Annotated in this window: 8 protein-coding genes; 6 read left to right on the forward strand and 2 right to left on the reverse strand. The window is 61.3% G+C overall.

Features of this window, described 5'->3' with window-relative positions:
* Window positions 1-23 precede the first annotated feature (23 nt).
* The gene (locus tag OC445_RS12230) at window positions 24-1,382 is read left to right on the forward strand and encodes a DUF1329 domain-containing protein (RefSeq protein WP_054896968.1); all 1,359 of its coding nucleotides are present in this window, start codon (window positions 24-26) and stop codon (window positions 1,380-1,382) included.
* Window positions 1,383-2,069: 687 nt separating this feature from the next.
* Complete coding sequence (locus tag OC445_RS12235) at window positions 2,070-4,565, forward strand: LuxR C-terminal-related transcriptional regulator (protein WP_057975049.1); 2,496 nt, start codon at window positions 2,070-2,072, stop codon at window positions 4,563-4,565.
* On the opposite strand, the gene OC445_RS12240 is transcribed toward OC445_RS12235, so the two are convergent.
* The gene (locus tag OC445_RS12240) at window positions 4,562-5,437 is read right to left on the reverse strand and encodes a helix-turn-helix domain-containing protein (RefSeq protein WP_057975162.1); all 876 of its coding nucleotides are present in this window, start codon (window positions 5,435-5,437) and stop codon (window positions 4,562-4,564) included. The two genes, OC445_RS12235 and OC445_RS12240, sit on opposite strands and share 4 nt — an antisense overlap.
* 136 nt (window positions 5,438-5,573) lie before the next feature.
* Here OC445_RS12240 and OC445_RS12245 point away from each other — a divergent pair, with 136 nt between their 5' ends.
* Entirely contained in the window at window positions 5,574-6,512 is a 939-nt protein-coding gene (locus OC445_RS12245) for a DMT family transporter (RefSeq protein ID WP_096143355.1), read from the forward strand.
* 52 nt (window positions 6,513-6,564) lie between these two features.
* Here OC445_RS12245 and norR read toward each other — a convergent pair whose 3' ends face one another.
* Window positions 6,565-8,112 (reverse strand): nitric oxide reductase transcriptional regulator NorR, encoded by a 1,548-nt coding sequence (gene norR / locus OC445_RS12250; RefSeq protein WP_054921562.1) that lies wholly within the window; start codon window positions 8,110-8,112, stop codon window positions 6,565-6,567.
* Between the two features lie 147 nt (window positions 8,113-8,259).
* Between norR and hmpA the strand changes: the two genes are divergently transcribed.
* From hmpA to cyoA, 3 genes are all read left to right on the forward strand, one after another.
* Window positions 8,260-9,441: an NO-inducible flavohemoprotein gene (hmpA, locus tag OC445_RS12255; protein ID WP_054896963.1), complete on the forward strand. Its 1,182-nt coding sequence runs from the start codon at window positions 8,260-8,262 to the stop codon at window positions 9,439-9,441.
* 222 nt (window positions 9,442-9,663) lie between these two features.
* Complete coding sequence (locus tag OC445_RS12260; protein WP_047711744.1) at window positions 9,664-10,170, forward strand: disulfide bond formation protein B; 507 nt, start codon at window positions 9,664-9,666, stop codon at window positions 10,168-10,170.
* A gap of 794 nt (window positions 10,171-10,964) precedes the next feature.
* Window positions 10,965-11,906 (forward strand): ubiquinol oxidase subunit II, encoded by a 942-nt coding sequence (gene cyoA / locus OC445_RS12265; RefSeq protein WP_054896962.1) that lies wholly within the window; start codon window positions 10,965-10,967, stop codon window positions 11,904-11,906.
* Window position 11,907 lies beyond the last annotated feature (1 nt).

Consider the following 11,907-nt stretch of genomic DNA (forward strand, 5'->3'; position numbering starts at 1 on the left):
GCTTAAAAGAAGGACAAGACCCTATGCGTAAGATGATTGCAGTGTTGGCCCTGAGCGTATTGGCCGCCAACGTAATGGCGGCGGTATCGCCCGAAGAAGCAGCCAAGCTCGGCACTTCCCTGACCCCGGTCGGCGCCGAAAAAGCCGGCAATGCCGATGGCTCGATCCCCGCCTGGACCGGTGGCATCCCCAAAAACGCCGGCACGGTGGACAGCAAGGGCTTCCTCTCCGACCCCTTCGCTAACGAAAAACCGCTGTTCGTGATCACCGCCGCCACGGTGGACAAGTACAAGGACAAACTCTCCGACGGCCAGGTGGCGATGTTCAAGCGCTACCCCGAGACCTACAAGATCCCGGTGTACCCCAGCCACCGCACGGTCAACTTGCCGGCGGACATTTACGAGTCGATCAAGCGAAGCGCCCTGAATGTGAAGGCGATCAACGATGGCAACGGCCTGGAGAACTTCACCGGCAACCGTTACTACGCGTTCCCTATCCCCAAGAATGGCGTCGAGGTGCTGTGGAATCACATCACCCGTTACCACGGCGGCAACCTGCGGCGCATCATCACCCAGGCCACGCCCCAGACCAATGGCAGCTACACGCCGATCCGTTTCGAAGAAGAAGTAGCGGTGCCGCAAGCTATCCCGGATATCGACCCGGCCAAGGCCGCCAACGTGCTCAGCTATTTCAAGCAGTCGGTCACCGCGCCGGCGCGGCTGGCGGGCAACGTGCTGCTGGTGCATGAAACCCTCGACCAGGTGAAGGAACCGCGCCTGGCCTGGATCTACAACGCCGGCCAGCGCCGTGTGCGGCGTGCACCGCAGGTGTCTTACGACGGCCCGGGTACCGCCTCCGACGGCCTGCGCACTACCGACAACTTCGACATGTTCTCCGGCGCACCCGACCGTTATGACTGGAAACTGGTGGGCAAGAAGGAGATGTACATCCCTTACAACAGCTACAAGCTCGATTCGCCGAGCCTCAAGTACGACGACATCATCAAGGCCGGCCATATCAACCAGGACCTGACCCGTTACGAGTTGCACCGCGTGTGGGAAGTGGTCGGCACCGTCAAGCCCAGCGAGCGGCACATCTATGCCAAACGCCATATGTTCATCGACGAAGACAGCTGGCAAGTCGCCCTGGTGGACCACTACGACGGCCGCGGCCAACTGTGGCGCGTTGCCGAAGGCCATGCGCAGTTCTATTACGACCACCAGGTGCCGGCCTACACCGTGGAAACCCTGTACGACCTGATTGCAGGGCGCTACATCGCGCTGGGCATGAAGAACGAGGAGAAGAGCAGCTTCGTGTTCGGCTTCGCGGCCAAGGCGGCGGACTACACCCCGGCTGCACTGAGATCGGAGGGCGTTCGCTGATTCCACACTGAAATGAGGTTGAAAATGTGGGAGCTGGCTTGCCTGCGATAGCGGTGGGCCAGGCCGCTCATCGATTGCTGTCGCACCGCCATCGCAGCATAGATATCTACACAACTTTGTAGGCTGTAGCAGCAGACGGTAACTACGATGCGAAGCGAGTCACCCTTGATCTTGATCTGTTTTTGATCTTGATCTTAGGCGCCCCGTTAAACCACGCTGGCGGATTACGGGCACACCGAGCCAAAGCGAGGTGCCGAGTGGTGGGGCAAGAGCCCTTTTGGTTACTTTTGGCTGGGCCGGCATTCCGGGCTCTTTTCCAAAAGTGACCCGCTGTAAAAGCGGAACCCTAAGTGGCCGTTACCGCAGGAATGGATATGTACACGGTCCAACTGTGTTGACTGTCAGGCCGTCTTCGCAGGCAAGCCAGCTCCCACATTTGGACTGCGGCGCGTCAGGTATATAAGCGTCGGCTGTCAGTCCGTCACGGGAGCAAGCTCCCTCGCCACAGGTCCAGCGTCGCACCAAAGTTGTGTAGATACCTATGGCCATCGCAGGCAAGCCAGCTCCAACACTGAAGGGCGTATACCTTGGTTTTTATGGTCTTCAATCAACCCGCTGAATACTTCTTCAACAACCGCCAACCACAGGTCTAGGGTGACGCAACAATAAAAACAGCAGGATGCAGCAATGACCGCCATGACCCGCTGCCTGGACCGTCCTGGATTTATGCCACGGCTGTCCGCCCACCATGCGTTGCGTGCGCGGCTGACTGTGCCTCTGCTGACGGCGCAGGCGCGGGTAAGGTTGCTGTGCGCACCGGGAGGCAGTGGCAAGAGCGCGTTGCTCGCCGAGTGTGCGCTGCAGGCGCCGAAGGGCTGTCAGGTGGTGTGGATGCCACTCAACGGTGCCGCGCTCAGCCCCTTGGAATTCTGCGCACGGCTGGCGCAGCAGCTTGGCTTGCCGTTTGTGGATGAAGCCACGTTATTGCTCGACTTGGGCCGTTGGCCACACACCACGTGGTTGTTTCTGGATGATTTCTGTCGCTCGCCTGCGCCTGAGCTGGATGCGCTGCTGGACCGTTTGCTCGCCGCTGGCAGCCCGCAGTTGACCTGGTGGCTGGGCGCGCGACGGCGCCCGTTGTGCAATTGGCCACGCCTGTTGCTCGACGATGAGTTGCTGGAGTGCAGCGAGTTGTTTTTCAGCGCTGAGGAAGTCGAGCAACTGCTCGCCCCGGGGCATAGCGTCGACAGCGTGATGCAGTTCAGCGCCGGTTGGTGCGCCGGTGTGCGTATCGCCTTGTTGGGCGACGGCCACCCCGACAAGACCCTGCTCGATTACCTGCAGCATGAGCTGTTCAACACCTTGTCGGCACCATTGGCTGAGGCCTGGCGCGTGTTGGCCCATCTGCCGCGCTTCAACCTGAACCTGTGTGAGTACTTGTTCGGTGGTGGTGACGGCGCTGAGCATTTGCGCGAATTGCAGGCACTGGGTGCGTTTATCCAGCCCTGGGAAGACACTAGCGACTGGCTCCACATTTTCCCACCGTTGGCGCGACTGCTGCGCGACGAACCCTGGCCGGCCAAACGCTCCTGGCACCGACGCGCGTGCCAATGGTTCAGCGCCGAGGGTGACTGCCAGGCCGCGTTCGAGCAGGCGTTGCTGGCGCAGGAATATGAAGTGGCGGTGAGCCTGTTGCAGCACTTCAGTTTCGAGGATTTGTTTCGCCAGCAGAACGCCGTGTTGCTGTTGCGCCTGCATGAACAGCAGGGCGATGAATTGATGTTGGGGTCGGCGCAACTGGTGGGGCTGCTCACGGCCGCGTTGTTGTTTGCCGGGCGCTTCGAACAGGCGGCCTTGTGCATCGACCAACTGGCCCGGTTCGCCCCGCAACCGACGCCCGCCGCGCAGCGCTATCTGCTGGCGCGCTGGCAGGCGCAGTGGGGCTGGTTGCTGCATTTGAGCGGCGACGCCGAACGCTCCCGCGAGCACTTTCTCGAAGCCCTGCAAGCGTTGCCCGACAGCGCCTGGACATCGCGCCTGATGTGCCTCTCGGGCCTGACCCAGCAAGCCTTGCTGCGCGGTGAGTTGGAGGCCGCCCAACGCTTGAACCGTGAAGCGCTGTGCCTGGCCCGGGTCCACGGTTCGCTGGTATTGGAGGCCCTGCTGGAGTTGGACCACGCCCAATTGCTGGAGCAGCGTGGCGCGCCGTACCGGGCGCAAAGCCTGTTGGAAACGGTGCAAGCGATGTTGGCCGGGCAACGGCTCAACGCCGGGCCGTTGGTGGGGCGTATTGTTCTGCGCCGCGGGCATCTGGCCTTGCGTCAGGGCCAGGACGGCCTGGCCGCCGAATGTTTCGAGGCCGGCTTGAGCATGTGCCTGCAGAGCCAGGACAAGCGCGTTCTGTACGGCTTTCTGGGCCTGGCGCTATTGGCGGCCAATCGTGGCGACTACGCGCAGGCCTTCATTCAATTACGCGACGCCGAACGCCTGATGCAGCAGCGCCATGTGCCCGACACGGTGTACCGTGCGGTACTGCTGTTGGTCAGTGGGCACTTCTGGTTGCAGCAAGGCCGCGCCGAATTGACGGTGCAAGCCGTGCGCCGGGTGTTGCGCCACTTTCGCGGGCCTTGCGCCAAGCAGGCACCGCCGGCCACCTTGGAGCTGATCCCGCGCCTGGAATATTTGCTGGTACTGGCCGAGGTCAAGCTGGGCTGTGCCGAGCAACCTATCGCACGGCTCAATGCCTTGCTCGACACCTCACGGCAACGCGGCATGCTTTGCCTGGAAACCGAATTGCACCTGGTGCTGGGTGAAGTGACCTGGCAGCTTGGCGACCCGGCGTTGGCGCGTCGGTCGCTGCAAGCTGGCTTGGCGCTGGCAGAGCGTTGCCAGGTGCAGCAGGCGGTCCGCGAGTTGCGTTTACGCGCCCCGGGACTTTTGAGTGAGCTGGGCCTGGAGCCCCAGGCCGCGCCTGCCGGGGCGGCGCAGAACCCGCTGAGCCAGCGTGAGCTGGAGGTGCTGCAACTGATCGCCCTGGGCAACTCCAACCTGGAAATCGCTGATCGCCTGTATATCTCCCTGCATACCGTCAAGACGCATGCGCGGCGTATCCACAGCAAACTCGGGGTAGAGCGACGCACCCAGGCGGTGGCCAAGGCGAAGACGTTGGGCTTGATGGTCTAGGCGCAGAATGCTTGGCGGTATTGGCCCGGCGTGGCGCCCATGGCGTGGCGAAAGCGCTGGTTGAAATGACTGGCGCTGGAAAAACCGCACAGCAAGGCCAGCTCACTGATCGGCAAAACGCTGCTGCGCAGCAGGTTTTTCGCTCGCGCCAGACGCCGTGCCAGCAGGTATTGATGGGGCGGCACGCCGAAGCTTTGGCGGAACATTCGGGCGAAATGGTATTCGGACAGCGCGCACATGGCGGCCAACTGGCCGAGGCTGATGGCGTCTTCCATATGTTGATCGATGTACTCCACCAACCGCCGCCGTTGGTGCGCGGCCAACCCGCCTTTCAAGCGCAAGCCTTCGCGGGCGCCGACCTGGTTGAGCAAGGTATGGCTGAGCAGTTCGTGGGCCAGGCTGCTGGTCAGCAGGCGCTCGCCGGGCTCGTGCCAGTTGAGGCTGACCAACTGGTGAAAACGCCTGGCCTGGAACGGGTCTTCAAGGAAGGTGCCCTCACGCAAGTGCAGCTCCCGTGGCTCACGGTCCAGCAGGGTGACGCAGCCGAGGGCAAATTGTTCCGGGCTGAAATACAGGTGGGCCAGGCGAATATCGCCATTGATTACCCAGGCCGACTGATGCTCGGCCGGCAGGATGCACAGTTTGTCGGGGCCGCCCTTGAGGCCAGGCTGATCACGCCGAAAGGTGCCTGTGCCACCGCCGATGTAGCAGGACAAGGTGTGATGGCTGGGAGCCTGGTAATCCTGGGCGTCATGGTGGTTGCTCCACACAGCCGCAGCCAACCCGTCACCGAGCTCGGCGCAGGCTTGCAGGCGTGCGTGGGGCGAGCGGTTGAGGGCTTGGAAGACGTGCAGCGTTTGCAGCTCTGGCATGGTGTGTTCTCCGACACCCTGCATCCTACGCTCCACGGCTGGCGCTGTGAGCCCATCGCCCGACAAAAGCGCAAGAATGTGCAAGAGCCTGCAAGGGGTTGAAGGCCACACTGTGGCTCAATCGACGGAGCCGGCTATGAATCTTTTCCTGTATCTACTCACGGTGCTCATCTGGGGCACCACTTGGATCGCCCTCAAATGGCAGTTGGGCGTGGTCGCGATTCCTGTGTCGATTGTCTATCGCTTCGGCCTGGCCGCTCTGGTGCTGTTCGTGCTGTTGCTGCTCAGCCGCAAGTTGCAGGTGATGAACCGGCGCGGGCACATGATCTGCCTGGCGCAGGGGCTGTGCCTGTTCTGCGTCAACTTCATGTGCTTTCTCACCGCCAGCCAATGGATCCCCAGTGGCCTGGTGGCGGTGGTGTTCTCCACGGCGACCTTGTGGAACGCGCTCAATGCCCGGGTGTTTTTCGGCCAGCGGGTGGCGCGTAACGTGCTGATGGGCGGGGCGCTTGGGTTGTTGGGGCTGGGCTTTTTATTCTGGCCAGAGCTGGTTGGGCATACCGCCAGCCCGCAAACCTTGTTGGGCCTGGGCTTGGCCCTGCTGGGCACCCTGTGCTTCTCGGCGGGCAACCTGTTATCGAGCCTGCAACAGAAGGCCGGGCTCAAGCCGCTGACCACCAACGCCTGGGGCATGGCCTATGGGGCGGCGATGCTGGCGACCTATTGCGCAGTACGTGGTATTCCCTTCGAGATGGACTGGAGTGCGCGGTATATCGGCGCGCTGTGGTACCTGGTAATCCCAGGCTCGGTGATTGGTTTTACCGCGTACCTCACCCTGGTGGGCCGCATGGGGCCGGAGAAAGCGGCGTATTGCACGGTGCTGTTTCCGGTGGTGGCGCTGAATGTGTCGGCCGTGGCCGAGGGTTACCAGTGGACGGCGCCGGCGTTGATGGGGCTAGTGCTGGTGATGCTGGGGAATGTGCTGGTGTTTCGTAAGGCCCGTGCGCTCGATTGTTCCCACGCTCTGCGTGGGAATACCGCTCGGGACGCTCCGCGTCCGCTCTCGAGGCCATGATGCGGAGCGTCGGGTGAGGCATTCCCACGCGGAGCGTGGGAACGATCACCGATCACTTGAGGCCTAGCCGCTTGGCCATGCGCCCCAGGTTGGCGCGGTCCAGGCCCAGTTCGCGGGCGGCGCTGGCCCAGTTGTGCTGATGGCGTTCCAGGCAGGCGCTGATGAGTTGGCGCTGGTAATGCTCGGTGGCCTGGCGCAGGTCGCCGCTGACCACCGGGAGGGCAGGGGCCGGTGCCTCTTCGGCCGCAGCCGCAGTCACGTCGGGCAAGTCCAGGTCCAGGGCGCTCAGGCTGAGAATCTTGGGGCGCTCGCGGCAGTTGCCCAGGGCTTTCAACGCGCTGCGTCCGATCAAGTGCTCCAGCTCGCGCACATTGCCGGGCCAGTTGTAGGCCGTTAGGGCCGCCTGGGCATCTCCGGTCAGGCGCAGGCTGCCCAGGCCCATGCGTGAGCGGTTCTGTTCGAGGAAGAACCCCGCCAATAGCAGCACATCACGCCCGCGCTCGCGCAGCGCTGGCACTTGCAGTGGGTAGACGCTCAAACGGTGGTAGAAGTCGGCACGGTAGCGGCCATTGCGCACCTCTTCGGCAAGGTCGCGGTTGGTGGCAGCAACCAGGCGCACATCCACCTGGTGCTCCTTGTCCGACCCCAGGCGCTGCAACTGGCCGCTTTGCAGCACGCGCAGCAACTTGGCCTGCACGGTCAACGACAACTCACCCACTTCATCCAGGAACAAGGTACCGCCATTGGCCAGTTCGAACTTGCCCCGGCGCTCGTTCGACGCGCCAGTAAAGGCGCCGCGCACATGCCCGAACAGTTCGCTCTCTACCAAGGTCTCGGGCAGGGCGGCGCAGTTGAGGCTGATCAGCGGTTTGTCGGCGCGGGAGGAGGCGGCGTGGATCGCCTGGGCCACCAATTCCTTGCCGACCCCGGTTTCGCCGGTAATCAGCACGGTCAAGTCACTGCCGCCGACCAGGTTGATTTCCTCGACCAGGCGCTTGTGCGCTTTGCTCTGGCCGATCATTTCCTTGGGCTGCTGGCCACTGGCCTGGCGATAGATCTCGGCGCGCTGGTGCTCGTCTTCGGCCCGCAGCGCCAGGCGCTCGATGCGTTCAGCCACGTTGACGGTGGCCGCGGCGAGGCTGGCGAAGGCTTGCAGGGCGTCCAGCTCGACCCGTTCAAAGCGCTCGGTATCGAGGGCGTCCAGGGTCAGCAGCCCCCAGGGCTGGTCGTCGATAAACAGCGGGCAGCCCATGCAGTCGTGGACTTCCAACTGGCCGTGCAAACCGGCGACCAAGCCGTCATAGGGGTCGGGCAATTGGCTGTCACTGTCGAAGCGGGTAGGGCCGGGGCTGCTCAGCAGGATCTCGAAGCGCGGATGTTCGCTGACCTTGAAGCGTCGCCCCAAGGTATCGGCGCTCAAGCCGTCCACGGCCAGCGGCACCAACCACTCGCCGTCCAGGCGTAACAACGCGGCGGCGTCGCAGGGCAGCAGTGCACGCATGGCTTGCAGCAGGCGCCGGTAGCGCTCGCCTTCGGGCAAGTCCCGGGACAGGTCAGCGACCAGCGGCAGCAAGGTGGTGAGCAGGGGTTGTGCAGTCATAATAACTCCTTGTAGTCCTTATGACTATAAAGTGTAGGAGGTCATACTGACTACAAAATATTTAACTTGTTGAAAATAAAGGATTTATAAGTTGGCATGATTACTGACTGTTATAAGGCAATCAGTAAGAAGACCCAGGAGTCTCCCATGCTTAGTGCCCAAGACCGTGCAATCATCAAATCTACCGTGCCCCTGCTGGAAAGCGGCGGCGAAGCGCTGATTACGCATTTCTATCGCATGATGCTGTCCGAGTATCCCGAAGTCCGCCCACTGTTCAACCAGGCCCACCAGGCCAGTGGTGACCAGCCTCGCGCCCTGGCCAATGGCGTGCTGATGTACGCGCGGCATATCGACCAGTTGGACCAACTGGGCGACCTGGTGGCCAAGATCATCAACAAACACGTGGCGTTGCAGATTCTGCCGGAGCATTACCCCATTGTTGGCGCCTGCCTGCTGCGGGCTATTTCCGAAGTGCTGGGCAGCGAGATTGCCACCCCCGAGGTCATGAGCGCCTGGGGCGCGGCCTACGGCCAGTTGGCGGACATTCTGATCGGCGCCGAAGCGGCCATCTACGACGAAAAAGCCCAGGCGCCCGGCGGCTGGCGGGGGGCGCGGGCGTTCCTGTTGGTCAAGCGCGTGGAGGAGAGCGACGAGATCATCTCCTTCTACTTCGCGCCGGTGGACAACGGCCCGATCCTGGCCGCAGCGCCCGGCCAGTACATCGGCCTGAAACTGGTGCTCGATGGCGAGGAAGTGCGTCGCAACTATTCCCTGTCGGCCCTCACCGACACCGGGCTGTACCGCATCAGCGTCAAGCGCGAAGCGGGCGGGCGGGTCTCCAATTACCTGCACGACCAGATGCATGTCGGCGCGACCATTGACCTGTTCCCGCCGTCGGGCGAGTTCACCCTGGCCGCCAGTGATAAACCGCTGGTGCTGATCAGCGGCGGGGTAGGCATTACGCCCACGCTGCCGATGCTCGAAGCCGCCCTGGCAACCGAGCGCCCGGTGCATTTCATCCATTGTGCCCGTAACGGCGGGGTGCATGCGTTCCGTGACTGGGTGGACACCCTGGCGGCCAAGCATCCGCAGCTCAAGCGTTTCTACTGCTACGCCGAGGATGACGGCATCAGCCCGGCGGCAGACAAGGTCGGGATGCTCAACCAGGAGCAACTGGCGGCCTGGTTGCCTGAGCAGCGTGATATTGATGCTTACTTCTTGGGCCCCAAGGGCTTCATGGCGGCGATCAAGCGGCATCTCAAGGCGCTGGGTGTGCCGGAGAAGCAGGCGCGCTATGAGTTCTTTGGCCCGGCGGCGGCGTTGGAATAGAATTTGGCCAATTGACCCTATCGGCATTATCGCGGGCAAGCCCGGCTCCCACAGAGGATCGCATTCCAATGTGGGAGCCGGGCTTGCCCGCGATGGCGTCCGCACAATCACTACATTTGCCACGATTAATCCGCTGTTAACCCCCCTCTGTTTTAACCACTGCCTGTGTGTAAACTTGTTGCCATCAGGCACAACCATAATCAGAGAAAGGGAAAGACGGGGATGATTGACGACATGCGTTTAGGCAGGGAGCGGCGCTTTCTGGTGTTGCTGGGCATCATCTGCCTGGCGCTGATTGGCGGGGCGCTGTACATGCAAGTGGTACTGGGCGAAGCACCGTGCCCGCTGTGCATTCTGCAACGCTACGCCTTGCTGCTGATTGCGCTCTTCGCGTTCATCGGCGCGGCCATGCGCACCAAGGGCGCGCTGACATTCTTCGAAGGGTTGGTGGTGCTCAGCGCCTTGGGTGGCGTGGCTGCGGCCGGCCACCATGTGTACACCCAGTTCTTTCCCCAGGTCAGTTGCGGCATCGATGTGTTGCAGCCGATCGTTGACGACCTGCCCCTGGCCAAGGTGTTTCCCCTGGGCTTCCAGGTCGACGGCTTTTGCAGCACCCCCTACCCACCGGTCCTCGGCCTGTCCCTGGCCCAATGGGCGCTGGTTGCATTCGTGCTGACGGCGATCCTGGTGCCCCTGTGCATCTATCGCAACCGTCATCCCAAAGCCTGAACCGCCGCGCCTGCCGAACGCTCCGTTGCTTCTGAATGAAGGCGGAGCGTTTTTGTTTTGTAGGGATTTGTGAAAGCACCGTGACGAGGGGCAACGGAAGGTGCGCGCAGCATGCGACATGTTGTCACATGAACGTTGTCGCAGGACGTTTCTGACCCGCCAAATCGGCCCTTGGATTTGCACCCCACGTACAAATTGTGCTGTCAGTTCGTGGTTCCCACGGCGGCCCGACTCGTGTGCGGCCCCAATCCCTGAAGCATCTATGAATGCCTTGTTTTATGGGCACTTGGATACCCTTGGCATGCCCTTACAGGCCGTAAGGGAAGTGGCACTGTGCCCAATAACACGGCAATTTTTGTGGTTTTTGTTGAGAATCGAACGCGATAAGATCGCGAATCTTTGCAACTTTGGTGAAGGATTGTTGCTGGAATCGATAAAAATTATTTCTCTATAAGACATGGTTTATACATCGCTAGCTAACTACAATCGCCCGCACTGAATGTCCGGTGCTGTTCAATATTTGAGCATTGGAGCGGTCGAGGAGCAGATGGAAGGCTCAATGCGACCCCAGGTTCCGGCAGCCTTTCAACTATCCGCACCAAATGGAATTGGTCTGTAACAAGGCCTTTAGCCACGAAATCGAATAAGAACTCACTGCAGGTCCGTGAAACGTACAGTCATGACGTGTCGGGCAGGCTCTTATTCAATCGAAGAGAAATGCCAACCCTTGGCAGGGTGAAGTGTTGGCGATCAAAACCCAACTGCATTGCGCAAGCTGCTTTAGAGGTCGTGAGATGAGTAAAAACAGGTACCCCCGATTACTAGGCTTTTTGCCGCTGCTTGGCATGATGTTAATGCTGGGAGGCTGCAAGTGGACCTTGCTCGACCCAAAAGGACAGGTCGGTCTGGATGAACGAAACCTGATCATCACCGCTACCCTGCTGATGCTGCTGGTTGTGGTGCCTGTGATCGTGATGACCTTCGCCTTCGCCTGGAAATACCGCGCGTCCAACACCAGCGCCACCTATGCGCCGAAGTGGTCGCACTCCACCAAGATCGAGATCGCGGTGTGGTTGGTTCCGATCCTCATCATCATCGCCCTGGGTTACGTCACCTATAAGTCGACCCACGCGCTGGACCCGTATCGTCCGCTGGAGTCCGACGTCAAACCTGTGAACATCCAGGTGGTCGCGCTGGATTGGAAGTGGCTGTTCATCTACCCGGACCTGGGTATCGCCACTGTCAACGAGATCCGCTTCCCGGAGCACACCCCGCTTAATTTCCGGATCACCTCCGACGCCGTGATGAACTCGTTCTTCATCCCTGCACTGGGTGGCCAGATCTACGCGATGGCAGGCATGCAGACCCGCCTGCACCTGATCGCCAACCAGAAAGCTGAAATGGAAGGCATCTCCGCCAACTACAGCGGCGCTGGCTTCACCGGCATGAAATTCAAAGCGATCTCGACAAGCCAGGAAGATTTCGACGCCTGGGTAGCTGCAGTCAAGGCCGCACCTAAACAGCTTGATCAAGCTGAATACGACGCTCTGACCAAACCGAGCCAGAACAACCCTGTCGCCTTGTACTCCGCGTATGAGCCGGACCTGTTTCAGAAAATCGTCGACAAGTACGAAGGTATGAAGCCAGGCAAGCCGGTCAAGCACGAGAAGAAAGAAGTGGCCGTGGTTGAAGGTTCTGATACGGGCGCGCATTCAACTGCTGGGGCAGAGGAGTAAA

It is taken from the genome of Pseudomonas sp. Pse35 (assembly GCF_024519715.1).
Classification (GTDB): Bacteria; Pseudomonadota; Gammaproteobacteria; order Pseudomonadales; family Pseudomonadaceae; genus Aquipseudomonas; species Aquipseudomonas paracarnis.